Annotated in this window: 21 protein-coding genes; 14 read left to right on the forward strand and 7 right to left on the reverse strand. The window is 64.0% G+C overall.

The features are described from left to right. Positions 1 to 6 precede the first annotated feature (6 nt). Genes scpB through OVA24_RS15820 form a run of 4 tightly spaced genes read left to right on the forward strand, consistent with a single transcriptional unit; the run spans position 7 to position 2,385 of the window. A complete protein-coding gene (gene scpB, locus OVA24_RS15805) occupies positions 7 to 735 on the forward strand; it encodes an SMC-Scp complex subunit ScpB (protein WP_267670911.1) in 729 nt (242 codons plus the stop codon). A gap of 23 nt (positions 736 to 758) precedes the next feature. Then, positions 759 to 1,829 carry a prephenate dehydratase gene (gene pheA / locus OVA24_RS15810; protein ID WP_267670912.1) on the forward strand — a complete coding sequence of 357 codons (1,071 nt, stop codon included), beginning with the start codon at positions 759 to 761 and terminating at the stop codon, positions 1,827 to 1,829. 57 nt (positions 1,830 to 1,886) lie between these two features. Further along, positions 1,887 to 2,099: an addiction module protein gene (locus OVA24_RS15815; RefSeq protein WP_267670913.1), complete on the forward strand. Its 213-nt coding sequence runs from the start codon at positions 1,887 to 1,889 to the stop codon at positions 2,097 to 2,099. Continuing rightward, the gene (locus OVA24_RS15820) at positions 2,089 to 2,385 is read left to right on the forward strand and encodes a hypothetical protein (protein ID WP_267670914.1); all 297 of its coding nucleotides are present in this window, start codon (positions 2,089 to 2,091) and stop codon (positions 2,383 to 2,385) included. The genes OVA24_RS15815 and OVA24_RS15820 overlap by 11 nt, the downstream gene beginning before the upstream one ends. 80 nt (positions 2,386 to 2,465) lie before the next feature. Here the strand turns inward: OVA24_RS15820 and OVA24_RS15825 are convergent, their stop codons facing one another. The 3 genes from OVA24_RS15825 to OVA24_RS15835 all read right to left on the reverse strand — a co-directional run bounded on the left by OVA24_RS15825 (position 2,466) and on the right by OVA24_RS15835 (position 4,792). Next, entirely contained in the window at positions 2,466 to 3,053 is a 588-nt protein-coding gene (locus OVA24_RS15825; RefSeq protein ID WP_267670915.1) for a hypothetical protein, read from the reverse strand. 174 nt (positions 3,054 to 3,227) lie between these two features. Further along, positions 3,228 to 4,343 (reverse strand): aldo/keto reductase, encoded by a 1,116-nt coding sequence (locus OVA24_RS15830; RefSeq protein WP_267670916.1) that lies wholly within the window; start codon positions 4,341 to 4,343, stop codon positions 3,228 to 3,230. Positions 4,344 to 4,441: 98 nt separating this feature from the next. Further along, complete coding sequence (locus OVA24_RS15835; RefSeq protein ID WP_267670918.1) at positions 4,442 to 4,792, reverse strand: hypothetical protein; 351 nt, start codon at positions 4,790 to 4,792, stop codon at positions 4,442 to 4,444. A gap of 80 nt (positions 4,793 to 4,872) precedes the next feature. Between OVA24_RS15835 and OVA24_RS15840 the strand changes: the two genes are divergently transcribed. The 5 genes from OVA24_RS15840 to OVA24_RS15860 all read left to right on the forward strand — a co-directional run bounded on the left by OVA24_RS15840 (position 4,873) and on the right by OVA24_RS15860 (position 11,262). Further along, complete coding sequence (locus OVA24_RS15840) at positions 4,873 to 7,359, forward strand: ligase-associated DNA damage response DEXH box helicase (protein WP_267670919.1); 2,487 nt, start codon at positions 4,873 to 4,875, stop codon at positions 7,357 to 7,359. A 98-nt stretch (positions 7,360 to 7,457) separates the two neighbouring features. Beyond that, positions 7,458 to 8,096: a ligase-associated DNA damage response endonuclease PdeM gene (gene pdeM, locus OVA24_RS15845; RefSeq protein WP_267670921.1), complete on the forward strand. Its 639-nt coding sequence runs from the start codon at positions 7,458 to 7,460 to the stop codon at positions 8,094 to 8,096. 486 nt (positions 8,097 to 8,582) lie between these two features. Continuing rightward, complete coding sequence (locus OVA24_RS15850; RefSeq protein ID WP_267670923.1) at positions 8,583 to 9,515, forward strand: hypothetical protein; 933 nt, start codon at positions 8,583 to 8,585, stop codon at positions 9,513 to 9,515. Continuing rightward, on the forward strand, positions 9,512 to 10,333 hold the full coding sequence (locus OVA24_RS15855; protein ID WP_267670924.1) for a hypothetical protein: 822 nt from the start codon (positions 9,512 to 9,514) through the stop codon (positions 10,331 to 10,333). Before OVA24_RS15850 ends, OVA24_RS15855 begins: the two co-directional genes overlap by 4 nt. A gap of 77 nt (positions 10,334 to 10,410) precedes the next feature. Next, a complete protein-coding gene (locus OVA24_RS15860) occupies positions 10,411 to 11,262 on the forward strand; it encodes an outer membrane protein OmpK (protein WP_267670925.1) in 852 nt (283 codons plus the stop codon). Positions 11,263 to 11,268: 6 nt separating this feature from the next. Here the strand turns inward: OVA24_RS15860 and metF are convergent, their stop codons facing one another. Together metF and metE are read right to left on the reverse strand one after the other, a co-directional pair. Further along, complete coding sequence (gene metF / locus OVA24_RS15865) at positions 11,269 to 12,162, reverse strand: methylenetetrahydrofolate reductase [NAD(P)H] (RefSeq protein WP_267670926.1); 894 nt, start codon at positions 12,160 to 12,162, stop codon at positions 11,269 to 11,271. A 22-nt stretch (positions 12,163 to 12,184) separates the two neighbouring features. Beyond that, positions 12,185 to 14,527 (reverse strand): 5-methyltetrahydropteroyltriglutamate--homocysteine S-methyltransferase, encoded by a 2,343-nt coding sequence (metE, locus tag OVA24_RS15870; protein ID WP_267670928.1) that lies wholly within the window; start codon positions 14,525 to 14,527, stop codon positions 12,185 to 12,187. Between the two features lie 92 nt (positions 14,528 to 14,619). On the opposite strand from metE, the gene OVA24_RS15875 reads away from it, so the two are divergent. Both OVA24_RS15875 and OVA24_RS15880 read left to right on the forward strand, forming a co-directional pair. After that, a complete protein-coding gene (locus tag OVA24_RS15875; protein WP_267670930.1) occupies positions 14,620 to 15,534 on the forward strand; it encodes a LysR family transcriptional regulator in 915 nt (304 codons plus the stop codon). Positions 15,535 to 15,536: 2 nt separating this feature from the next. Next, complete coding sequence (locus tag OVA24_RS15880; RefSeq protein WP_267670931.1) at positions 15,537 to 15,863, forward strand: hypothetical protein; 327 nt, start codon at positions 15,537 to 15,539, stop codon at positions 15,861 to 15,863. Positions 15,864 to 15,920: 57 nt separating this feature from the next. Here the strand turns inward: OVA24_RS15880 and OVA24_RS15885 are convergent, their stop codons facing one another. Further along, a complete protein-coding gene (locus tag OVA24_RS15885) occupies positions 15,921 to 17,918 on the reverse strand; it encodes a BamA/OMP85 family outer membrane protein (protein WP_267670932.1) in 1,998 nt (665 codons plus the stop codon). After that, entirely contained in the window at positions 17,918 to 21,358 is a 3,441-nt protein-coding gene (locus tag OVA24_RS15890) for a translocation/assembly module TamB domain-containing protein (protein ID WP_267670934.1), read from the reverse strand. Before OVA24_RS15890 ends, OVA24_RS15885 begins: the two co-directional genes overlap by 1 nt. Before the next feature lie 123 nt (positions 21,359 to 21,481). Between OVA24_RS15890 and OVA24_RS15895 the strand changes: the two genes are divergently transcribed. From OVA24_RS15895 to hemW, 3 genes are all read left to right on the forward strand, one after another. Then, entirely contained in the window at positions 21,482 to 22,417 is a 936-nt protein-coding gene (locus OVA24_RS15895; RefSeq protein ID WP_267670935.1) for a type I phosphomannose isomerase catalytic subunit, read from the forward strand. A gap of 207 nt (positions 22,418 to 22,624) precedes the next feature. After that, positions 22,625 to 23,392, forward strand: coding sequence for a 3-methyl-2-oxobutanoate hydroxymethyltransferase (gene panB, locus OVA24_RS15900; RefSeq protein WP_267670936.1), 768 nt, complete (start codon positions 22,625 to 22,627; stop codon positions 23,390 to 23,392). Between the two features lie 80 nt (positions 23,393 to 23,472). Further along, positions 23,473 to 24,567 (forward strand): radical SAM family heme chaperone HemW, encoded by a 1,095-nt coding sequence (gene hemW, locus OVA24_RS15905; RefSeq protein ID WP_267675291.1) that lies wholly within the window; start codon positions 23,473 to 23,475, stop codon positions 24,565 to 24,567. Positions 24,568 to 24,633: the final 66 nt, after the last annotated feature.

Genomic DNA, 24,633 nt, shown 5'->3' on the forward strand with positions numbered 1-24,633 from the left:
CTTGCCATGCAGCTCAGCGCGATCGTCGAAGCACTCCTCCTCGCCTCCCAGAACCCGCTCACATCCGACGAGATCGCCCGTCTGGTGCGCGCCCGCGTGGCCGAAGCGGAGGATGTGAGGGCCCGGGAAGTGGAGGAAGGCAAGGCCCCGGCGGACCTGCCGGAGTGGCTCACCGGCCTGTCCGCGACCTCTTCCGAGCAGATCGCGGCGGCCATCGGCACCATCAATGCGGCGTATGAGGAAGGCGGTCGCGCCTTCACCGTGCTGGAGCGCCCGAAAGGCTGGAAACTCTACACCAAGGTGGAATACGGCGACTTCGTCCGCCAGCTCTTCCCCGGCCGGAAGCCCGAACGCCTCAGCGGCCCGGCCATGGAGACGCTGGCCATCATCGCCTACCGCCAGCCGATCACCAAGGCGGCCATCGAGGCGGTCCGCGGCGTGGCCTGCGACGGGATGATCCAGAAGCTGCTGGACCGCGACCTGATCCGCATCGGCGGGCGGGCGGAACTGCCGGGCCGCCCCCTGCTCTACGAGACGACGGACCTTTTCTTCGAACACTTCGGCATCCGCACCATCGACGACCTGCCGAACGCCTCCGAACTGCGGAAGGTGAAACTGCCGGAACCGGGCGATGCCACGCCGAAACCCGACGCGGATGCCGAACAGCAGCTTGCCCTGAGCGCCACCGGTGCCGCACCATCCGCCGCCGCAGGCAGCGCCGCCGACGAATCCTGACTTTTTCCCATTTTCCCACACCCGTGAATCTCGACGACATCCGAATCCAGATCGACAAAGTCGATCGCCAGCTCCTCGACCTCCTCTCCGAACGCGCCGACCTGGTCCACGAGGTGGGCGTGGTGAAAAAACGCGACGGCCTGCAGATCTACGCCCCGGAGCGCGAGGAATCCCTGCTCCGCAAGCTGGTGGAGATGAACAAGGGCCGGCTGCCGGAGAAGTCCATCCGCGCCATCTACCGGGAGATCATGTCCGCCGCCCTGGCGCTGGAGGATGACCTGAAAATCGCCTACCTCGGCCCGGAAGGCACCTGGACCCACCAGGCGGCGATCAAGAAATTCGGCCACTCCGTCGGCTACGCGCCGCAGCCGAATTTCTCCGACGTGTTCGACCAAGTGGCCCGCCGTCTGGCGAACTACGGCGTGGTCCCGATCGAGAACTCCACCGAGGGCGCGGTGTCCACCACGCTCGATCTGTTCGTGGACTCCCCTCTCTTCATCTGCGCGCAGATCCTCCTGCGCATCGAGAACGGGTTGATGGCCTCCATCCCGCGGGAGGAAATCAAGACCCTCTACTCCCACCCGCAGGTGTTCGGCCAGTGCCGCTCATGGATCCTGAAGAATTTCCCGGACGCGGATCTGGTCGAGGTTTCCTCCACCACCAAGGCGGCGCAGCTCGCCCGGGACAATGCCGCCCAGGGCGCGGCCGCGCTCGGTGGCCCGCTGGCCGCGGAAATGTACGGCCTCACCCTGCTGGAGAGCGCCATCCAGGACCGCGCCACGAACACGACGCGCTTCCTGGTCATCGGAGAAAAGCCCTGCCCGCCCACCGGCAACGACCGCACCTCCATCCTCTTCGCCGTGCGCCACCAGCCCGGCTCGCTGGTGAAGGCTCTTCAGGCGTTCGAACACTTCGAGATCAACATGTCGAAGATCGAGTCCCGCCCATCCAAGCAGAAGGACTGGGAATACATCTTCTACGTCGATCTTTCCGGACACCACCAGGACGCCAAGGTCGCGGAGGCGCTGGAGGAACTGGGCAAGCATTGCTCGCTGGTGAAGCTGCTGGGGTCGTATCCGGACACGACGGAGTGAACTCCGCCGAAAATCCTGCTGACGGCGGGATGGTTGGCGGTTAAGCTAGGCCCAATCATGAAGCTCGAAGAGATCGCCATCGAAGCGTCCAAGCTTTCGGAAGAAGAACGGGCTTCCCTTGCCTCCCGGCTGCTCCACGGCCTGGAAAGCCCCGTCCATGATGTGAATGACGAAGAGGTTGCCCGCAGGATGCGTGAAGCGGAGGGAGATCCCACCGTATGGATCACCTTTGATGAACTCATCACCGGCCTGAGACACCGTGCAAGCTAGGTTCCACCGAAGGGTCCAGCATGACCTGAACGAGATCATCGGAAAGTATGACGAAATCTCAGAGTTGCTGGCTGAAGACTTTCTGGCGGAGTTCCAGGCAGGCGTCCGCAAGGCGCTCCTGAATCCCAGGTTCTTCCACTTCGATGCCTGCGGGTTGCGCCGCTGCAATCTCACGCGGTTTCCTTATCATTTCCTGTATGATATCCAGATGGACATGATCAGGGTATGGGTGGTGAGACATGACCATCGGGATCCCCGCTTCGGAACCAAGCGCTTCCGGAGCTGAGCAGCCCGTCTGGCCGGAATGAAGCGTGGCTTGGGCATCCTGCCCCAAGCCGTTGCCGGAGCGTCCCGCCCCGACCCATTTCAATCGGTCATCTCAAACTCCAATGTCCCTCCATCAGGCAGATCCGCGATCTGGCGGGCGAGGTCGGCATGAAACCGGATGAGTTCATCCATCGGGACCGCCTTGAACGATGAGGCGCCTCCCTCAGACTCCTTCACGCAGAATGGCGGATAGGCGAGAAATCCCTGCCCCGGCTGCAAGTGATGTTCCAGCCCGACGTTGAGATATCCCTCGATGTCCGCTTCGATTCCATCCATGAACTCCGTCAGGCACCTGGCGAATTTGCGGACAACACCGGTTTCCGCATCGAGAAGCATGACTTCATTTCCCCTGAGAAGGTATTGGTCACCGAATTGATCCTGGGCGAATGGGATGTCATCGACGTCCACCGCAGGGTACAAATGCGACAACGACTGCCCACCCCAAGAGGCCAACCGCAGGGAGTTCCAATCAGGCGCAGCGGTGCATCCGCGGAAATGGATCGCACCATGGTGGAGGATGAATCCCCCGGTCGGCTCAATGATCTTCCGCAGTTCATCCGGGAGGGATCGAAGAGACGTCTCGTCCGTCGATCCCCCAGCTTCCCATGTGATGCCGTTGGGTTTCATTGCAGCTATGCTGGATCAGCCCCGGAGCGGGATGCTCCTTCAACAGCGTAGGGCGGGAGGTTCTTACCCCTCCACCCTTGGACTAGGTGTTTAGTGGTTTGCCATTGCAGCCGGAGGACAGGAATGGGAGCGAAGCGGACATAGCGGCTCTGCCGCAATGTCCTCCCTCCTTACTCACCACTCCGTGCCGAGGGCGTAGCGCTGGGCGACCTCGACGAGGTCACCGCGCATCGGCCATTCGTCGGCGCGTTCGCTCTTTTCGTGGCGCTTGCTGGCACCCTTGAGCATCATGCAGCCGGTGTTGTCACCGATCTGGCGGATCTGCTCCACCTCTTCCGGAGTGAAGCGGACGTCCGGGGTGGCTCCGAATTCGCGGATCTGGTCGTCGATGTCCTTCGCGCCTTCCACCGGTTCTTGGAAGAAGGTGGGGACGACGCTCTCGACCATCGGCAGGCTGAGGTTCCAGACGGTGGCGAACTGGATGGGGGTGAGCTTGTACTTGTCCGCCACCGGGGACATGCGCTGGGCCTTTTCCAGGCCGTGCTCGACCCAGCCTTTCGGGCGGTAGGCGCGGTGGTCGCCGGGCTTGAACTCGTGGCCGGGCTTGAGGTCGCCGTGGAAGACACCGCCGTAGTCCGCGACGCGGGTCAGCACCTTCACGCCGTATTTCTCACAGGCGGGCAGCGCCAGCGAGGTCGGCCATGGCTCGAGCGGATTGAGGATGAGCATGACCCAGTCGATGTCCGCGCCGAAGGTCTCGAAGCAACGGATGAGGTCGAGCGTGAAACCATTCGCCGGTCCCGGGGCGACGCCCAGGCGGTCGGTGAGGCCGGAGGTTTTCAGCGCGCGCAGGGCATCCCAGAGGACTTCGCTGGTGTAGCCGATCTCGTCCGGGTTGTGCAGCATGAGGAGGTCGAACTTCTCCACGCGGCAGCGTTCGAGGGATTTCTCCGTCGCCATCTTCAGGTAGTCCGCATAGCCGTCCTCGCCGCGGAGTTCCGGATTGGTGAACCGTGGATAGCCGGCGGAGCCGTTGCGCTGGCCCTCATAGAAATCATGGCCGATCATGCCGACGAGGCAGTAGCTGTCGCGCGGGTAGCCGGAGAGCGCCTCACCCAGCAGGGAGTCCGCGCGGCCGTTGCCATAGACGTCTGAAGTGACGAAGGTGCGGATGCCCGCTTCATAGGCGGTGCGCATCGCCTGGACGTAGCGTTCCTCGGAAAGCGTCTCACCGTAGTGCATGAAGCGTCCGCCGCTCCAGGTGCCGTATGCTGTGGTCGTGAGGTCCATTGTCTTTTTGAATCTTTCGGGGTTGGTAGTCCGGGTTTCCGGACGGGTCAATCTCTGCCACGGATACGCCGGGAAGGCTCCGCGCCAGTCATCGGAAACTACGCATTCTTTTTCACCATCCGCAGGGTGATCCCGGCGGCGACCGCCACCAGCGCGTCCAGCACGGGTGAGATGAGGTCCGTGGACTCCCCGCGGTAATAGAGCAGGCCGTGCTGCATGGTCATCGCCAGCGCCAGCATCATGAAAACGATGACCAGCATCGTGGCGGCGGTGATGGCCCAGACCGGCCTTCCCCTGGAAGCCATGACGCCCAGCATCGCGATCAGTCCGCCACCAACGGCTCCCGCCAGCAGCGGCGTCGGCGCTTGGGTCGGATTGGCGAGATACGCCGCCGCCCCGCACACAAACAGGAATACCCCGAATCCCACCAGCCACTTGCCTTTCGTCATGCGGAAACCCTGTGGCCCGGAGGTGCCTCCTGCACGAAAAAAATACACCGCCATCCCACCTTGAAATCCGTCCATGCGGCATGAAACTCAGGGGGATGCCCGCCGGTCCGCTCCAGCCGTTTTTCAAAGAGAAAGGCTGGAAGCCCTTTCCTTTCCAGAAGGAAACTTGGGCCGCCTACCTGGAGGGAAAGTCCGGTCTGCTCCATGCGCCCACCGGCCTCGGCAAGACGCTGGCGGTCTTTCTCGGCCCGCTGGAGGAAAGCCTGCGTGCGGGAAAGCCGGAGGACACCTGCCAGGTGCTGTGGCTCACCCCGCTGCGCGCGCTGGCCGCGGACACCCTGCGCGCGCTGCGCGAGCCGCTGGAAATCCTCGCGCCCCATCTGCGGGTGGAGGCCCGCACCGGGGACACTTCCTCCGCCGTCCGCGCGCGGCTGCGCAACAAGCTCCCTTACACCCTGGTCACCACCCCGGAGTCCCTCTCCCTCATGCTGACCCACGCGGACATGCGGGAAAAACTCTCCCACTTGAAATGCGTGATCGTCGATGAATGGCACGAGTTGCTGGGGACGAAGCGCGGCGTTCAGGCGGAACTCTGCCTGGCCCGCCTGCGGGCATGGTTCCCCGAGCTCCGCACGTGGGGGTTGTCCGCGACGCTCGGCAATCTGGAGGAGGCGCGGGATGTGCTCATTCCCCCCGGAACATCGGATGCCGTCACCGTCTCCGCGGACCTGACGAAGAAGATCCTCATCCGCACCCTGATCCCGAAGGAAATCGACCGCTTCCCGTGGTCCGGGCACATCGGAACACGGCTCGGCTCGCAGGTGGTGAAGACGGTCGAAAAAGCGACCACCACCCTGCTTTTCACCAACACGCGCTCGCAGACGGAGATCTGGTTCCAGGAACTGCTGGCGCTGCGCCCGGACTGGCAGGGAAAGATCGCCATGCACCATGGTTCGCTCGATCGCGAGGAACGCGATTTCGCGGAGAACGGCCTGCGGGACGGCTCGCTGAAGTGCGTGGTCTGCACCTCATCGCTGGACCTGGGCGTGGATTTTTCCCCGGTCGATCAGGTGATCCAGGTCGGTTCGCCGAAAGGGATCGCCCGCCTGCTGCAGCGCGCGGGACGTTCCGGCCACCAGCCGGGAAAGACCTCCGAGATCATCGGCGTGCCGGCGAACGCGCTGGAGTTGGTGGAGTTCGCCGCCGCGCGCGACGCCGCGCTGGCCCGCAATCTGGAGTCCCGCCGCCCGCTGGAAAAGCCGCTCGACCTGCTCGTCCAGCACCTGGTCACCTGTGCCATCGGCGAGCCGTTCCATCCGGACCGGATGCGGGAGGAAATCCAGTCGTCCCACGCCTACCGCAACCTCACCGAAGGGGAATGGGAATGGTGCCTCGGCTTCATCTCGAACGGCGGCAAGGCGCTCGCGGTCTATCCCCGCTATCAGAAAGCCGTGCTGGATGAGGAGGGCCGCTACACCGTCACGGACAAGCGATTGATCCAGCAGCACCGCCTTTCCATCGGCACCATCTCCAGCGAGACGGGTGTGACGATCAAGTTCGCCAACGGCACCACGCTTGGCACCGTCGAGGAGTCCTTCATCTCGAAGATCAGGCCCGGCTCGCAGCTCATCTTTGCTGGCAGGCGGCTGGAGCTGGTGCGGCTGGTCCAGCGGACCGCCACGGTGAAGCCGGCGACAGGGAAAGCGAAAGGCCAGATCGCCATCTGGGGCGGGGCGAAGATGCCGCTGTCCACGGAGCTGTCCCACGCCATCGCCCTACGGCTGAAGGGCGGCGGCGAACCCGTTCCGGAAATGGCGGCGGTGCAGCCGATCCTCGATCTCCAGCAACGGTGGTCCCGCCTGCCGGATGATGAGACGCTGCTGGTGGAGCACACGCGCTCCCGGGAGGGGGAGCATCTTTTCCTGTTCCCCTTCGCCGGGCGGCTGGTCCATGAGGGGCTGGGAGCGCTCATGGCTTACCGCATCTCCCGGGACAGCGGGGAGTCCATCCAGTCCACGCAGAATGACTACGGCTTTTCCCTCAACGCACGGCGGGGGTTGTTTCTCGATGAGAAATCAATCCACGGCTACCTCACCGCGGACAACCTGCTGGAGGACCTCATCTCCTGCATGAACACCGCGGAGCTGGCGCGGAGACAGTTCAGGGAGATCGCGCGCGTCTCCGGCCTCATCCTCCAGACGCCACCCGGCAGGCCGCAGCGCTCCCAGCGGGAGATCCAGTCCAGCTCCACCCTCCTCTACGAGGTGCTCGACCGCTACGATCCGGAGAACCTGTTGCTCGAACAAAGCCGTCGCGAGATCCTCGAAAAGCAGCTCGAGTTCACCCGCCTCCATCACGTCATCCAGCAGCTCCAGACCCGCCCGGTGCACTTCCAGGAAACCGAACACCTCACCCCGATGGCCTTCCCCCTGTGGGCGGACCGTCTCCAGTCCATCCACACCGGGCCGGACGCGGTGACCCGGCTGGAGGCGATGCTGGTTGAGCTGAACAAAGCGGCCGAAAAGGAACATCGAACATTGAACGTCCAACATCGAACATCGAAGTAGGAAGATTTTGTATCAACCCCTGTGCGCCGTATGAGGCTTTCTTCACTTCGATGTTCGATGTTGGACGTTCGATGTTCGATGTTCAACGTCCCCTCCCCATGTATCTCACCCCTGAAATCCAGCTCCTGCCGGAAGGCGTCGCCTTTCTGCCGAGAACCTCATCACTGGTCATCGCGGACATCCACCTGGGAAAGTCCGCCACCTTCCGCGCGCGCGGCCTCCCCGTGCCGGAGGGAGACACCGAGCAGGATCTCATGCGCATCCGCAACCTGGTCCATGAAACCCATGCGCGGCGGCTCATCATCGCCGGAGATCTTTTCCATGCTCCTGCCGGGGTTACCGCCGATCTCGCCGAACGGCTGGATGACTTTCTGCGCACGCTCGGCATCCCGCTGGCACTTGTCCGTGGCAACCATGATGCCAAGCTGAAACACCTCCCCGCCGGTCTCACGTACACCAGCCACCTCGATGAAGGAAACTTCCGCATCATCCATGATCCGGAGGACGCATCACCAGACCACCTGAACATCGCCGGACACTGGCACCCGGTCGCCCGCATCCCGGATGGCAGGCGCACCTCCCTGCGTCTCCCCTGTTTCCTGTTCCGCGGGCGGACGCTGGTCCTGCCAAGCTTCGGCAGCTTCACCGGAGGATCGATCGTTCATCCGGAGCTTGGGGACCGCATCTTCATCCCGCTGCGGGGACAGGTGATCGAGCTGCCCGATACATTGAGGTGAGGGCGGGCCGCGCGTGGGGAATACCATAAGCGCGGCAGCGTCATGGAGTGCGGCGGCCCTCCGCCGCTTTGGGGGAAGAGATCACCTGCCTGACGATGTGGCAGATATCACCACGTCACAACTTGCGGATGGCGTTTTCAGTTGGGGTAAGGTCCCACCTGCAACTGATAGCGGCAGGAGACTGCCGCACTCCATGACGCTGCCGCGTGATTGGGGGATGCCCGCAGATTGCGCCAGCTTATGGAGTGCGGCGGCCCTCCGCCGCTTTGGGGGAAGAGATCACCTGCCTGACGATGTGGCAGATATCACCACGTCACAACTTGCGGATGGCGTTTTCAGTTGGGGTAAGGTCCCACCTGCAACTGATAGCGGCAGGAGACTGCCGCACTCCATGACGCTGCCGCGTGTGGGCGGATGCCTTGATGTGTCACCACGCATCATCAATAATATTGCCCTACCCACCCGGCATTTTCCAGAATGTTCCGGATGGAGAAAAAGACCGACGTTCCCGCCATGGTCGGCAGTGCCCGCAATGCAGGATGGTTCGGAGGCCTGATCCTGGCCGTCCTCACCATCCCCATCTGGTTGCTGGGCCGGCATTGCACGGGTGCCGCGGCATCCACCCGGGAGGGAAAGCCCGCGGCATCGCAGGGCGGAACCGGCTTGTCCCGGGATGGGACGGATGATCCGGGCAAATGGAAATCCCGCGAGCGCGGGGCACCGAAGCGCCCGGAGCTGAAGCCGCTCACCCCGGAGCAAAGAGAACAGGGCATCGCGGAAGACGCCGCGTTCCGGAAACAAGCCTATGCCGCCTATGAAGCTGCCCTCGAACGCGACGCCGCGACCAACCCGGAACTGCGCGCTGTGGTGGATCTGCGTGCGGAAGCCGGCAGGGATGTGGAGAAACTCACCGAAATCCGCGCCCGCATCCGGTTATGGCAGTCCGTTGCGTCGGGACAGGGTTCGGTCCTCAATGAGATGAGACCGGTCACCGGCATGCTCGCCACCGTGAGGCAGATGGAGGATGAACGGATGCGCGCCGCTCTCGGAGATCCCACACCCGAAGTCAGAAAGGGTCTGGCAATTTCCCTGGTGGACCACGGCCTCCCTCCGGCGGCGGTGATGGGCGGAGGAGCGGACGCGGCGGCGCTTTCCTCCCTGAGAGAACAGCTATTCAATAAGATCGACGGGATCTCCGCCAGACCCGGGCTGCCTGCCGATCTCTTCAACCGCAGCACCGGAGCCCTGCTGGTGAGTGAGGATCTCCACCGCAAGCTCGGTGCCCGGGCGAAGGCACTGGCATCACCCGCCACGCAGAACCTTGCGGCCCAGGCGGCGAAGGACATCGCCATCCACAGCAAGGAACTGGAGAAGCGGACGCAGGAACAGATGAGGAAAAACGCCGCCGCCGATCCATGAAAGGCCCATCACTGCGATCATGGCTCGGCATCGGTGTCACCGCCGCCCTGCTGGTTTGCGGGGGGCTGGTTTGGGTGGGCATTCCCGGCGGAGAGGATAGATCCGGTTCATCCTCCAAGCCGCAGAGACACACGCGTGGAGTGCATTCCGATTTCCCATCCGGCAGGCCGGTTCCAGGAAAAGCCATCGACCCCGACCATCCGCTGACCGCAGCGGAGTACAAGAAACTCCACCAGGAAGCGCTCGCCCGCGATTCGGAAACGGACCCCAGGATCAGGCGTCTGCTGGAACTGCATGGCCGCTACTCCGCCGAGACCGGAAAACTGCAGCCGACCATCAAGGAGATCACCGCCTGGATCAATGCCGCTGAACCCGCCGCGAGGCAGGAGCGGGCGAAGCTGTTCCAGGATGTCCTGGCACTGACCACCCTGATTTCCAGGACCTACGAATGGCGGGAAGATGAACTCCGCACCTTGCTGGAACCTGACGAAGCATCCGCAGTGCGCATCTTCGCAAAGGGCCTCGTGAATCAGGACATCGATCCCTCCGCATTGATGGGATCCACACCGCAGGCAAGGGCGGCGGTCGATGACATCCACCTGAAACTCTATGAGCGGCTGAACAGGCTGGTGGCGGAGTCCGGCGCACCGGTGGAACACTTCAACCAGCAGACCTATGACCTGATGATCAACTCCGCGCTCGCCGGTGCGTTTTATGGGAAGGGTATGCAGCTCTCCTCACCGGAAACACAGGAACTCGCCCAGGCGGAGTACCAGATGCGGGTGGGCGGAAGGCTCCTCCGTCCGGGCGAACGCTGAACGGATGGTTCGGGATTGCCTCCCGGGGGCAATGCGGCAGAGAGTTCCGTCACCGTGGCATGCGCCATGTCCTCCCGATGAAACTCCGCGACGCCGCCTTCGCCTCCTTCCTGCTTCTGGCACCCTCCGCGCTCCGTGCCGGGGAACCCATGGCGGCGGACACCGCCTCCGCACCGTCCGGCTCGTTCTTCCAGTTCACTTCCACCAGCCTGTCCTATCTGTATGGCTTCAACTGGGACACGCCGTTCGCCCCCGCGTCCGACCGCGACATCATCACGCTGGAGCATTTCAACGCGAACCGCTTCGGCGACTTCTTCCTGTTCGTGGATTTCATCAACCTCACGACCGAGAACCGCGGAGGCCCGCCGGACTCCGGCTTCGACATCTACGGTGAGGCCAGCCCGCGCCTGAGCCTGGGCAAGATCACCGGCAGGCCGGTGAAATTCGGCATCATCAAGGACTTCTACCTCTACTCCGGCACCTACGAGTTCGGACGGTCGAAGTCACTCGACAACATCAACAACGAGTTCGGCACCAACATCGACACCACCCAGCTCCGGCAGTTGCACGGTGTCGCGGTGGACCTCGACCTGCCCGGCTTCAACGTCGCGACGATCAACGCCTACTGGAGGGATGACCTCGATGTGAGCGGCAGCACCTGGCAGATCACCGCGGCATGGGAGGTTCCGTTCACCATCGCGGACTTCGATTTCGTCTTCAAAGGCTTCGCCGATGTGGCGGGCAGCGAAGGTGCTCTGGAGGCCCAGTTCCACACCTCGCCGCAGCTCGTGGTGGACATCGGGGACAAGCTTTTCGGCAGGAAGAAGACGCTCTACTTCGGGACGGAAGTCGATGTCTGGTGGAACGAATACGGCATCAAGGATCAGGATGACATCGTTCCGCAGTTGCTGCTGCAGGCGTATTTCTAGCCTGGATCAGGTGAGGGCGGGCTGGCGGAGGCCCAGCGATCTGAAGATACCGATGGTGGCGGTGGATTGGTTCAGCGTGTAGAAGTGGATGCCCTTCACACCGTGATCCAGCAGGTCGGAGCATTGGGCGGTGGCGTAGTGGATGCCGATGCGGCGGACGGTCGCCTCATCGCCTTTGGCGCGGGAGAGCGACCTGAGGAGCTTCGCCGGGAAGCGGGCACCCGCCGCCAGTTCCGCCATCCTGTTCAGGCCGGAGGCGCTGGTGATGGGCATGATCCCCGCGAGGATCGGTGCCTTGATCCTCGCCAGTTCGCACCGGTCGCGGAAATCGTAGAAGTCATGGTTGTCGAAGAAAAGCTGGGTGCAGATGTAGTCCGCGCCCGCATCCATCTTCGCCTTCAGATGGTCCATCTCCAGCATCCGGTTCGGCGTGGCGGGATGGCCTTCCGGAAACCCGGCGACGCCGATGCCGAAGTCGTGGCCGTGCTTTTCGGAGAACTTCCGGATGAAGGCCACCAGATCGGCGGCATAGGGGAAATCCCCGGCGGGCGTGCCGGTGGAACCTTTCGGCGGATCACCACGCAGGGCGAGGATGTTGGAGACACCCGCCCGGGCGTAGCGTTCGAGGATCCCGGCGATGTCGTTTTCGGAATGCCCGACGCAGGTCAGGTGCGGGATGGTGTTGAGCGCGGTGTCCTTCTGGAGCCGGACGACCAGACCGTGGGTGGCTTCACGGGTCGTGCCGCCGGCTCCATAAGTGACGCTGACAAATGCGGGATCACAAGGCTGCAGCTCGGAGATGCTGCGGAACAGGTTGTCCGCGGCTTCGGCCGATTTCGGAGGAAAGAACTCAAAGGAAAACTTCGGTTCATCCCCGGCGAGGATATCACGGATGTGCATGGCTTGTGTCCCGGACGTTGGATCAGACGGAGGCGGTGGCGGCCGCGCGGAGCTTGTGCGCGGCCCCGACCATGTTGATGAGCGCGGGCTTCACCTCGGCCCAACCGCGGGTCTTCAGACCGCAATCCGGATTGACCCACAGGTTGCCTTCCGGAATGACGTTGCCCGCCTTGGCGAGCAGATCCTCGATCTGCCGGACCGTCGGAACGCGCGGCGAGTGGATGTCATAAACGCCCGGTCCGATCTCGTTCGGATACTTGAAGTCCACGAACGCGTCGAGCAGCTCCATGTTCGAGCGGGACGTTTCGATGGTGATCACGTCCGCATCCATGTCAGCGATGGCGCCGATGATGTCGTTGAACTCGGAGTAGCACATGTGGGTGTGGATCTGCGTTTCATCCCGCACGCCGCTGGCGGTGATGCGGAACGATTCAACCGACCAGTCGAGGTATTCCTGCCAGTCCGACTTGCGCAGCGGCAGGCCCTCGCGGAGCGCCGCTTCGTCGATTTGGATCACGCGGATGCCGGCCTTCTCCAGGTCCACCACTTCGTCGCGGATCGCCAGGGCGAGCTGCTTGCAGGAGACGGAGCGCGGTTGGTCGTCGCGGACGAAGGACCAGTTGAGGATGGTGACCGGACCGGTGAGCATGCCCTTCATCGGATTCTTCGTCACCGACTGGGCGAAGGTGCTCCATTCCACCGTCATCGGGTTCGGACGGGTGATGTCCCCGAACAGGATCGGCGGTTTCACGCAGCGGGAGCCGTAGGACTGCACCCAGCCGAACTGGCTGAACACGTAGCCGTCGAGCTGCTCGCCGAAGTATTCCACCATGTCATTGCGCTCGAACTCGCCGTGGACCGGCATGTCGATGCCGATCTCGTCCTGCCACTCGATGCACCTGCGGGTCTCCTCCTTGAGGAACGCGTTGTAGTCGGTGTCGGAAAGCACGCCCTTCTTCCACTTGGCGCGGGCGGCGCGGACCTCCGCGGTCTGCGGGAACGAACCGATGGAGGTCGTCGGGAACAGGGGCAGGCGGAGCTTTTCACGCTGCTGCTTCTGGCGCTCCGGGAACGCGGAGATGCGCCTGCTGTCTGCGGCGGTCACCGCGGCGACACGGGCTTTCACCGCAGGGTTGTGGATGCGGGTGCTCTCGCGGCGGCGCTTCTGGCTGGCGCGGTTCGCTTCCAGCGCGGCCTGGTCGCCATCTCCGGAAGCAAGGCCGGCGAGGGCGCTGATCTCCACCAGCTTCTGGTCGGCGAAGGCGAGCCAGTCCTTGATTTCGTCATCGAGTTTCTTCTCGCTCGCCAGCGTGACCGGCGTGTGGAGCAGGGAGGAGGACGCGGAAACCCAGAGGCGCTCCGCACCGACCTTCGCCTTGGCCTTTTCAAGGATGCCGAGGGAGGCGTCAAAGTTGTTCTTCCAGATGTTGCGGCCATCGACCACGCCGAGCGAAAGGATCTTGTCGGCCGGGAAAGCGGCGAGCAGGGCGTCCACCTCCGCCTCGCCACGCACGGCGTCATAGTGGAGCGCGGCGACCGGCAGGCCGAGGAACAGCGGAAGGTTGTCCCGCAGCTCCCCGAAATAGGTGGCGACCAGCAGCTTCGCGGAACCCGCCGCCCTGGCGAGGCGGGAGTAGCTGGCGGCGAAGGCTTCCCGTTGCGTGTCGTCGAGGTCCAGCGAGAACACCGGCTCATCGAGCTGGATCCACTCCGCCCCCTCCGCCGCGAGACGGGAAAGGATGTCCTCATAGACCGGCAGCAGGCGGTCGAGCAGTTCGAAGCGATCAAAGTCCGGGTTCCCGGAATCCTGCACCTTGCCGAGGGTGAGGTAGGTCACCGGACCAACAAGCACCGGCTTGGCGTTGAGCCCCATGGCTTTCGCCTCGTGGAATTCGTTGAAGATCTTCGTATCGGAAAGCTTGAACTCGGTGTCCGCTTTGAATTCCGGAACGATGTAGTGGTAGTTCGTGTCGAACCATTTGGTCATCTCACCGGCGAAGCCACCGGTGCCGCAGGTGCCGCCGCAGCAGGAATCCTGCTCCCTGGTTTCACGGGCACCACGGGCGATCTGGAAACGGAGGTCGAGACCGGCGCTTTTCCCATCCCAGGAGAAACGCGGCGGCACGTTGCCGAAGAGGCAGGCCGCATCCAGCATCTGGTCGTAGAAGGAGAAGTCGTTGCACGGCACCAGGTCGATGCCGGCTTCCTGTTGTTTCCTCCACGCGTGCTTCCGCAGTTCCCTGCCGACGGACTCCAGCGCCGGGCGCGGGATCTCACCTTTCCAGAACAGCTCGGTTGCTTTCTTCAGTTCACGTTGTTCCCCGATGCGGGGGTAGCCAAGGATGTGCGTTCGGATCTTGCTCATGCTGTCCGCCAGCGTAGCAGCCGCCCTCCTCATACACCTAGTTCATTGTTTTTATGATCGTCATTCGAATCCCGAATGATCAGGTTCACCCCATGATCGAACTCCGCCTGCTCCGCGCCTTTGTCGCCATTGCCGAAACCGGCAATCTCTCCAAGGCCGGAAAGCGCCTGAACCTTTCCCAGCCCGCCCTGTCACACCAGGTGAAGGCCCTGGAGGATCACCTGGCGGTGGAGTTGTTCCAGCGCAAGAGCAACCCGCTCCGTCTGAGCCCGGCGGGAGAACGGCTGCTGGGAACCGCCTACGATGTGGAGAAACTGGTCATGCAATGTGAGCGCGATGTCGCACGGATCGCCGATGGCAAGGCGGGCCAGCTCCGCATCGCGGTGGAGTGCCACTCGTGCTTCGACTGGCTGATGCCGAGCATGGATGCCTTCCGCGAAGGCTGGCCGGAGGTGGAGATGGACCTCGTTTCCGGCTTCCAGCCGGATCCCATCGGGCTGCTCGCGGATGACGTCGCGGATCTCGTCATCGTCTCCACGGCGAAACCCCGGCCGGGTGTCACGTATCACCCGCTGTTCCGCTACGAGGTGCTGGCACTGCTCGCGCGGAACCACCCCTTCACCAAGAAGGATTACCTCACCGCGAGGGATTTCGCGAAGGAAACGCTGGTCACCTATCCGATTCCGGATGACCGCATCGACGTGATCCGTGAGGTTCTCGGACCCGCCGGCATCGAGCCCGAACGCCGCAAGACGGAGCTGACCGTGGCGATCCTCCAGTTGGTCGCCAGCCACCGCGCGATCGCCGCCATGCCCGGCTGGGCGGTCCAGCCGTATCTGGAAAAGAACTACGTGATTTCCCGCCCCATCCGGAAGAACGGACTACAGGCCAACCTGTATGCCGCGACCACAACCGAAAGGGCATCCTCCGTGTATATGACGGAGTTCCTCGACACGATGAGGCGCATCAGCTTCTCGACGTTGAAGGGCATCGAACCGGTGAAGTGACCATGGAACAGCCGTCACCCGCCATGGGGAAATTCGCGTTCGTCTACCGGGTGGCGCTCGCGCGCAACGTGAAGACGGAAGCGGAATACACCGCGACCATCCATGTCATCCCGTCCTCGACGAAGGCGTTCGGCCCCGCGGACGTGCAACTGGCGGCCTATGGATACGGGCTCTGCATCCAGGCGATCCGCGCCATGGATCCGGAGATGGAGCGGATGATCATCACCCCTCTCGGAGAACCCGGGTTGACCATGTTCCTTGAGCCGGAAGCCCTCGTCCCCGCGCTGCGGAAAAATGGCTGGCAGGTGTTCATCGAGTGGGACCTCTAGCCCGGACCATCCCGGATCCATCCTACTCAGGTTTTCCCGGCTGCCTGTGGAGGCCGCTCAGAACGCCACGCCGATGGCGAAGTGGAACGCACCGATGGGTTCGTCCTTGTCCCGTGTCATGTTGTAGCCGTACTCGAGCCTCACCGGACCGATGGGCAGGTCGAGCCGCACGCCCAGGCCGAGCGCGACTTCGATCTCCGCGGAGGCCAGCTCCGAGAACTCCCGGCCGAGGGCACCGGCATCCATGAAGGCGACCGCACTCAGCGGACCCGCCACGGGCCGGGAAACCTCCGCATTCACCACCCATGACGCCTCACCGCCGAGCGGGTAGTCGCCATCCGCCGACAGAGGTCCGAGTTCGCGTTCGGGGAAGCTCCGCACGCTGCGCGCGCCGCCGTTGAACAGGCGGAGGTCGATGGGGAGTTCCGTGCTGTCCCCCGACGGGATGATGAAGTTCATGCTCCCTCCCAGGCCGAGCTGATAGATTTTTCCGAGAGGATGATACCAGCCCCCTGAGATCCCGCCCTTCACATAGGTGGTGCTCATGTCCCCGATCACCGCGCCGACCTGCAGCGGCATCTTGATGTGCCAGCCGTTCTTCGGCAGCACGGGGTTGTCCCGGAAGTCGATGGTCTGTGTCAGCGCGATGCGGGGGTGCGTGTAGACCGTCTCCCCCAGCTCCGACTTGTCCAGACCTTCCGCGGTGATGTTGATGATGGAGTAGCCGAACAGCAATTCCGTGAGGTAGTGGTCGCCGAACTTGCGGCTGAACTTCGTGTCCAGGCCGGTCTCAAAGGAGGAATACCCCTCATGCCCGTAGATGAGGGCATAGATCCTCGTCGCCATGGAGTAGTCGGAGCCGAACAACCAAGGGTTCACGATCTTCGTTTCACCGAGGACACCGCGCGAGCTGAACTCAAAGCCGCTGCTGAAGCTGAGCATCTGTCCCCAGAGGTTCCGGTCGGCGTAACCGGCGCGGAAGATCGCCCCTTCATACGAACCGAAGCCCGCGCCCAGCGTGACCTCCTTCGCCCGGCCTTCGCGCATGTTCAGGGTGAAGTCGATTTCATCCTCCCCGACCTCGTCCGTGTCCTGGGTGATGGAGGTGAAAGCGCCGGTGCCGAGCAGCTCGCTCACGCGCTTGTTCATCGCCGCCTCGTCATACCACTCCCCTTCCAGCTTCTCCAGGCGGCGCTTGATCCGGTTCGGGTTGGTCTTCTCCAGGCCGGTGACCTCGATCTCCCGCAGGCGCACCCGCTTGCCCAGGTCCAGGTTGAACTCCGGGACGAAATTCGCACCGACGAGGCTGCGGCCCATGGTCAGCTTCGCCATGGCGTAACCACTGCCGGTGAAGGCCTCCGTCACCTCCTTGCGCATGGCGCTGATGTTGGTGGTGGTGGCGTCCTTGCCGACGTAGGGCCCTGACTTCTCGCGGATGGTGCCGCTGCCGTCGCCATTCGTGCTGGTGATCTTCGGCGTGCCGATCTTGAACAACGGCCCCTGCTCCACGTCGATGACGAGGTTCACATTGCCTTTGTCATCCGTTTCCCGGCTGGTGACCTTCGCTTCCGCACTCCAGTAGCCGAGCGCGTTGAGGTCCTGCTTCATCATCGCCAGGCCGATCTCCACATCCCCTTCCCGGAACGGCGCGGAACCGGAACCGATGGGCCGGTCCTTTGACGCGGGGCTGGAATAGACCCGCTCCAGACGCCCCGCCTCCACCCCGGTGACGCCGCGGACCTCCACTTTGCCCAGAGAACGGCGGCCGCCTTCGTCGATGGTCAGGAGGATCTCCTCCGGGCCGACCACGCTGGGCGTCACCCGCACGTCGGCGTAGCCGTCCTTCCGCATCACCTGGGTGAGCAGGAATGCGGCGTCATCCGCACGGGACGCGGATGCAGGGTCATTCTCCACATGCGTCAGCCTGCCGCCGATGAGGAACAGCAGCTCGCTTTCGCTCTTCGACTCCGCGCCGCGGATGGTCACCTTCGTCTTCGCCGCGGCGATGGCGGAGAGGCAGACCAGACAGAGGCATATGGCGGAAAGCGGCTTCATCAGCGGAAAGAAAGTCTCCAGATTCCCAGGAAGCGGGTGTCACCGCTCTCCCCCATGCCCGCTGAAATGAACCAGCGGTCCGTCAGGGCGATGGTCGCCGTGCTGAACGAATCACCGTCATAGGGGTCCGACTCCGCGAGGTTGAAGTCCACGCGGTCCAGGATCTTCATCACCGGCCGGAGCTGGCGCGCGAAGGGCAGGCGGCCGCGGCGCATTTCCTCGAACAGGAGCTGCAACGCGCGGGAGGAGGCGGCCTGCGTGTTCTCCAGACCGGCGGAGGTGGTGCCTGTCGCCAGAAGGGTCATGATCTCATGCTCCGGCAGCGGCGGATTGGACGTCAGGACGAGCTGCGGGTCGGACGCCCGGCCATGCACATAGACGTCCACGCGGTAGGGCCGCGGTTCCGCGAACCCGCGGATCTCCAGGATGGGATCAAGGCCGGTTTCCGGCGTGAAGCGCACGATGCCTCGTGGCACCTTCAGCGTGCTGAAAGGCAGCACCGCCACCCCGTCACTGATCCTCACCATTCCATCCGGCGCGGGAGCCGCCACCGTGCCACCGATCCTGATGTCCGCCGTCGCCTCCCCGGTGCCAAGGTTGCCGCGGATCAGGAAAGGATCATTCGTCCTCACCGTGACATTCAGGGTCCAGCCACCGAACGGCGCGGGCACCCCGGCAGCGGGACTCGCCTTTGCGGCATCGATCTTCGGCAGCGAAGCGGCATCGATGCCACCGCGCGAGGTGGTGCCGATGGGCAGCAGTTCGATGTCCCGGTAGAACAGGCTGTCCACGATACCGACGTTGCCGGAGAGCGCGGCTTTTTCGAACGGTCCCTGGAGCCGGAGATCCGCGCTGGCGCGCACGATCATCATGTCATTCCGCACCAGCGGCAGGTGGCTGGCATTCAGCCGGAAGTCGATGTCGCCCGGCTTGCCCTCCTGCAGGGCAAGCGTGCCGCCTGCCTGGACCGATCCCCCGGCGACGGTCGCCCGCAATGTCTTCACGGACACCTGTTGCAGCGTCATGTCCACATCCGCAGCGACCCCGGTGATGGGAGGAAAGTCGCCTTCCGCCAGGATCACGCTGCCGTTGGCGAGGTTCAGGCTGCCTTTGATCTCCGGCTTGCCCACCTGTCCGGCCACCACGACATTCCCGGTGAGCACTCCGGTGAGCTGCTTCAGCGCGGGCACCAGCGAGGCGAAACGGGAAAGATCCAGCCGCGGCAGATCCAGCCTCGCCTCCACCGGTTCGTCCTTGATCGATTCCGGGTTCTCCGCCCACTCGGCGGGTTTGAAAGGCATGGCCGCCTTGATCACGACGGGGTTGTAGTCCGGCGTGGTCACCGTTCCATCCAGCACCATCCGCCCTTCGTTGCCCTTGATGGTGAGCTTCACATCCGCGGGCGGGACCTTCGGGTTTTCCGGCGTGCGCAGGTTGAGGAGATCCAGGGCGAGGTCCACCTGCGGGGAGCCGTAGCTGCCGGCGATCTTCACCTTCACCTGGCCGGTCGATTTTTCATCGAGCTGCGCCGCCTGTGGCAGCCACGGCTTGAGCGCCGCGAGGGCCAGCACCTTCGACTCGATGGACACATCGATGGGGCGCTTGTCATTCGCAAGGGTGTCCTTCCATTTCGAGAAATCCTCCGGCACCGGGAGCTTGGCCGAACCTTCCGCCATGTCCGTGACACCGTCCGTCCATTTGAACGACTTCAGCTCCAGCAGGCCGTCGCCCAGCCCCGCGTTCAGCACGATGGTCTGCTCCTGGGTCTTCACCTCCAGCGCGGACAGGTCCACCTTTCCGGGCCATTCGTAGGAAACGGAACCTTTGGCATTCACCGGAGGCTGCTCCGGCTGGAGCCACTCCGCACCACCGATGATGACCTCCCCGCGGTGGGTGCCCGCCACCAGATCCCCGCCACCGACCCATGTGGCACTCCCCACGGCCCGGCCGCCCAGCTTCACGCCGCCGATGGCCAGCCAACGGTCGATGCGGGCGTTGGTGAAGTTCTCCAGATCGAGCGTGGCATCGTATTTTTTCGAGGTGATTTCATACCGTCCCGCCGCCTTCAGTCCGTCGAGATCCACCGTGCCGGACACCGGCGCATCCGGCGCCCAGTTCCCGGTGATCCTGACGGGGCTGGCTTCCGTCTCATCCGCGGGTTTCAGGAGCAGGGTGGCCTCCGCCGCCATCGGCTTGTTCAGGGCATCGAACGCGACCTTGAAGTTCCCCTCCAGCGAGGAAGCCGGGACCGGCTGGTCCACCTTGATCTGCGGGTAGCGTTCGGAAAGTTCCCCGAGCAGGGCGGGGACGTTGGCGACGCCCAGCGTGCCGGTGGTTTCGCCGAGGAGGAATTTCCCGTTCATCCGGGAAAGCGGGGCGTCCGCTTTCACCTCCACCGGGGTGCCCAGCGCCTGGACGGTCACGGCCAAACCGGCTTTTTCAGCCTCCAGCGTCGCGCCTATGGCGACCTCCGTGGCGCTCCAGTCTTCATACGCCACATCCTCGAAGCCGACCTGCGCGTGGCCGGTCGCCGCCAGTGGATCCGGCAGGATACCCTCCACATTCAGGGCAAAGGAAGTGAGCCGCGCCTTCGCCGGGATCTCCACCCCAAAGGACGCGGCGGTCTTTTCCACCTGCAGGGCACCGGAGGTCAGGGCGAGCGTGGCGGCGGAAAATCCCGGGCCGGTCTCCAGATCAAACACCGCCTCATCCACCAGCAGGCGGGCCCGCGCGGCGGGGTCCCCCTCCTCCGGCAGATCCACCGCCAGGTCCCTGATGCCGATGCCCGGATACGGGTCCAGTTTCTCCAGCGAAAGCTGCTCCGGCGCCCATACCAGGGCGGACTCTTGGGGTGGTAGCGTGAGATCCTGCGGAGCGGTCATTTTCCCGATCCTGAGGGTGATGGTGTCACTGCCGGGCGTGTGGATGATGTCCGTCGGCTCCAGCGTGAATTCCGTCTTACCGTCCCGCTCCGTGGCCAGACTGATGCGCTGGACGTCGATGTTCAGGGGGATGACCTTCGCCCTCGCCTCACGGATGGTCCGCACCAGTCCCGGCAGGTCGAGCGGCTTGTCCTCCTCTTCCTTCACTTTTTCGATCCCCGTCCGGATCTCCGCATGGAGGTCCCGGACCGTCAGCCCGCGCACCTCCCCCTTGATCAGCCGCATGAACTCATAGTCCGGCGTGGCACGGGCGAGCGTGATCTTTTTGACCACACCCTCCGTTCCGGAAATGTCCACATCCGCGATGGAAAGGCCGCCGGTGATGCTGCCCTCCAGGCGGAATCCACCGGTCATCCCGGCCTTCTCCATGAAATGACGGGCCACCTTCGGACCCAGCCAACGGATGCCCGGTCCATTGAGCCAGAACACCCCCACCACCAGGAACACGACCAAGCCCAGCAGGATGCGCGGCCACCGCCTCCGCTTGGGACGCGCCACGGCCTCATCGTTCTCTTGCTTATCCGCCAAAACTGGCCCAGACATTCGCCCCAACAACGCCTCCGGTCAACCGCCGGATCCCGCAATTTTCCGGCACCCACGAAACTCCGCTCCTCCATCCGCATGGAACCCATCCGCTTTCACCCTCTCTACATGCAGCGCGTCTGGGGCGGCCGGGAACTGGAGCGTGTCTATGGCCGCACCCTGCCCGATGCGGAGAGTCCCTATGGTGAATCCTGGGAAATCGTGGATCGACCGGATGAGCAATCCATCGTGGACGGCGGGCCGTTCGACGGCCTGACCCTCCACGACCTGTGGACCGCCCACCGGGAGGAAATCTTCGGCGTGGATCTCCCGGACTCCGGACGCTTCCCCATTCTGATCAAAATCCTGGACTCCAGGGACGACCTTTCCATCCAGGTCCACCCACCGCTCCATCTGGCGGAGCAGCTCGGTGGCGAGCCGAAGACCGAGATGTGGTACATCGCGGACCGCTGCCCGGGCGCGAAGCTATACGTGGGATTGAAAGACGGCGTGACCCGCCCGGACTTCGAACGGGCCGTGGCGGACGGCACCGTGGCGGATCTGGTCCACTCCGTCTCCCCCTCCCCCGGTGACTCCATTTTCATCCCGTCCGGCCGCCTGCACGCCATCGGCGCCGGTTTCCTGATCCATGAGATCCAGCAGAATTCGGACACCACCTACCGGGTGTTCGACTGGAACCGCGTGGGTCTGGACGGCAAGCCGCGCGAACTCCATGTGGAGCAGTCCTTGGCCAGCATCGACTTCGGCGATTTCGAACCGATGATGGATGCCCCGGAGGGCCCGGCACTGGCGGCATGTGAATTTTTCCGCACGGACCGGGTGACGCTCGGCGCGGGCGATGCCATCGGCAATCCTGACGGAAAGCGGTTCTCCATCCTCTCCGTCGTCCATGGCAGTGTGTCCTCCGCTTCCGGGCTGATTTTTGGAAAAGGCAGCTTCTTGCTTCTGCCGAAAGGGGCCTCACCACTGGTGGCCGGGGACGATGCCACCGTCCTCCAGGTCACCATTTCCTGAAGGGAGCGTGGAGAATCCCGTGAAGCGTAGCGGATCTCGTGAGAGATCCGGCGGGGTGCATGTCACCCAGGAAACAAGCTCCGGCTTCCCATGGACTTCCCCACCACCGGAAGTCTCACGACTTCCGCTACCCGACAAGGAAGGCATTTCCCGAAAAATTCGCGTGGCTCTTCGTCGGCGCGGCCATAAACTTCCGCCACGCATCCTGTGACAGACACCAGCAAATCCGCCAACCTCCGCCTCCGGAAAAACGGCCGCCCCATTTCGGCCCTCACGGCCTACGACTATCCCACCGCACGTCTGCTGGATGAAGCGGGCGTGGATCTCCTGCTGGTGGGGGACTCCCTGGGCATGGTGGTGCTGGGCTTTCCCGACACCACCCATGTGACGATGGAGCACATGCTCCACCACACCGCCGCCGTGGCCCGCGCGAAGCCGAAGGCCCTGCTGCTGGCGGACCTGCCCATCCACTCCTATGATGCCCCTGACCAGGCTGTGGCCAACGCGAAGCTCCTCGCCGCGGCGGGTGCGGATGCGGTGAAACTGGAAGGCGGGGTCCACCAGGCCGGGATCATCCGCGCGATCGTGGACGCCGGCATCCCTGTCATCGGCCACCTGGGCATGCTGCCCCAGCGCGTGGTGGAGGAAGGCGGCTACCGCAAGAAGGGCAAGACGCCCGAACAGGCGGACGAGTTGCTGCGCGGCGCACAGGCCATCGTCGGAGCCGGGGTTTCCGCCATCGTGCTGGAGTCCGTGGTGCCGAAAACGGCGAAGCTGCTGACCGACTCCATCCCCGTGCCCACCATCGGCATCGGCTGCGGCGACGGCAACTGCGACGGAGAGGTGGCCGTGGTCACGGATCTCATCGGCTCGTTCCCGTGGTTCGTTCCACCCTTCGCCCGCCCGGAAACGGACGTCGCCCCGCTCATCCGCCAGGCGGCCGGGAAGTATGTCGCGCGGGTTTCGGAGGGTTGATGGGGAAGAAGAAGACGCCGGTCTGGAGACCAGCGCTCCCAGCGCCCTCCTGTTGATCATCCATAATCCGTAGTCCCGCCCTGCTCCTCTACCTCCATATCCCGTTCTGCCACCGGGTCTGCCCCTACTGCTCGTTCTACAAGCACACGCCTGGGGACACGCCCATCGGTGCGTTCGTGGACGCGCTGGCGGCGGAGGCACGCCACCGGCTGGGAGGGCTGGAGGAAAAACCGCGCACCATCTACCTGGGCGGAGGTACGCCCAGCATGCTGTCCCCCTCCCACCTGCGGAGGATGTTCTCCGCTCTCCATGAGCATCTTGATTTCCCCACGCTGGACGAGGTGACGCTGGAGGCGAACCCGGCGACCTTCGACCTGAAGAAAGCCCGGCTTTTCCGCGAGCTGGGGGTGACCCGCGTGTCGCTGGGCATCCAGTCGTTCACGCCGCACGTGCTGGAGATCCTGGGGCGGGAGCATTCCGTGGAGCAGGCCAGCGAGGCGGTGGGCATCCTGCGGGCGGCTGGCATGCCGTCGGTGAACATCGACCTGATGTTTTCCATCCCGGGACAGTCGAAGGACGACTGGGAGCAGACACTGCGGCACGCCATCTCCCTGAAACCGGACCACATCTCCGCCTACAACCTGACGTATGAGGAGGACACCGCTTTCTTCGACTCGCTGCGGCGCGGGGAGATGAAGGAGGACGAAGACCAGGACGCGGAGTATTTCCACCTCGCGGACGCGCTGCTCACGGATGCCGGGTTCGACCACTACGAAACCTCCAACTACGCGAAGCCCGGCCATCACTCCTCCCACAACCGCGGCTACTGGATGGGCGAGGACTATCTGGGGCTGGGGCCATCCTCCGTCTCCACCGTTGCCGGCCAACGGCACCGGAACCTACCGGACACCAACGGCTACATCCGCCAGGTGGAGTCACTGGGCCATGCCATCCATGAGTCGGAGGCGCTGGACGCGGAGGCCACACGGCTGGAGCGGATCGCGCTCGGGCTGCGGACAAAGGAAGGCATCCCGCTGGATCTGCTGGATGAGGACGGAAGGCGGCACGCGGGGTTCCTCGCGGATGAGGGGCTGGCGGTGATGGCGGACGGACGCCTGGTGCTGGTCCACCGCGGCCGGGCGCTGGTCGATCCCATCGCCGCGGAGCTGGTGTGATGGTGTGGACTCGGGAGTAGCGGATCAAGGATTGGACCACTGGGACCGCGGAATTCATTCCGCTTG

The sequence above is a fragment of the Luteolibacter sp. SL250 genome (assembly GCF_026625605.1).
Lineage (GTDB): Bacteria > Verrucomicrobiota > Verrucomicrobiia > Verrucomicrobiales > Akkermansiaceae > Luteolibacter.

Bases quoted from the DNA above. Each gene is read 5' to 3' on its own strand.
- scpB (WP_267670911.1), top strand. From the start codon at position 7: ATGCAGCTCAGCGCGATCGTCGAAGCACTCCTCCTCGCCTCCCAGAAC.
- OVA24_RS15815 (WP_267670913.1), top strand. From the start codon at position 1,887: ATGAAGCTCGAAGAGATCGCCATCGAAGCGTCCAAGCTTTCGGAAGAA.
- OVA24_RS15825 (WP_267670915.1), bottom strand. From the start codon at position 3,053: ATGAAACCCAACGGCATCACATGGGAAGCTGGGGGATCGACGGACGAG.
- OVA24_RS15830 (WP_267670916.1), bottom strand. From the start codon at position 4,343: ATGGACCTCACGACCACAGCATACGGCACCTGGAGCGGCGGACGCTTC.
- OVA24_RS15835 (WP_267670918.1), bottom strand. From the start codon at position 4,792: ATGACGAAAGGCAAGTGGCTGGTGGGATTCGGGGTATTCCTGTTTGTG.
- OVA24_RS15840 (WP_267670919.1), top strand. From the start codon at position 4,873: ATGAAACTCAGGGGGATGCCCGCCGGTCCGCTCCAGCCGTTTTTCAAA.
- pdeM (WP_267670921.1), top strand. From the start codon at position 7,458: ATGTATCTCACCCCTGAAATCCAGCTCCTGCCGGAAGGCGTCGCCTTT.
- OVA24_RS15850 (WP_267670923.1), top strand. From the start codon at position 8,583: ATGGAGAAAAAGACCGACGTTCCCGCCATGGTCGGCAGTGCCCGCAAT.
- OVA24_RS15855 (WP_267670924.1), top strand. From the start codon at position 9,512: ATGAAAGGCCCATCACTGCGATCATGGCTCGGCATCGGTGTCACCGCC.
- OVA24_RS15860 (WP_267670925.1), top strand. From the start codon at position 10,411: ATGAAACTCCGCGACGCCGCCTTCGCCTCCTTCCTGCTTCTGGCACCC.
- metF (WP_267670926.1), bottom strand. From the start codon at position 12,162: ATGCACATCCGTGATATCCTCGCCGGGGATGAACCGAAGTTTTCCTTT.
- metE (WP_267670928.1), bottom strand. From the start codon at position 14,527: ATGAGCAAGATCCGAACGCACATCCTTGGCTACCCCCGCATCGGGGAA.
- OVA24_RS15875 (WP_267670930.1), top strand. From the start codon at position 14,620: ATGATCGAACTCCGCCTGCTCCGCGCCTTTGTCGCCATTGCCGAAACC.
- OVA24_RS15880 (WP_267670931.1), top strand. From the start codon at position 15,537: ATGGAACAGCCGTCACCCGCCATGGGGAAATTCGCGTTCGTCTACCGG.
- OVA24_RS15885 (WP_267670932.1), bottom strand. From the start codon at position 17,918: ATGAAGCCGCTTTCCGCCATATGCCTCTGTCTGGTCTGCCTCTCCGCC.
- OVA24_RS15895 (WP_267670935.1), top strand. From the start codon at position 21,482: ATGGAACCCATCCGCTTTCACCCTCTCTACATGCAGCGCGTCTGGGGC.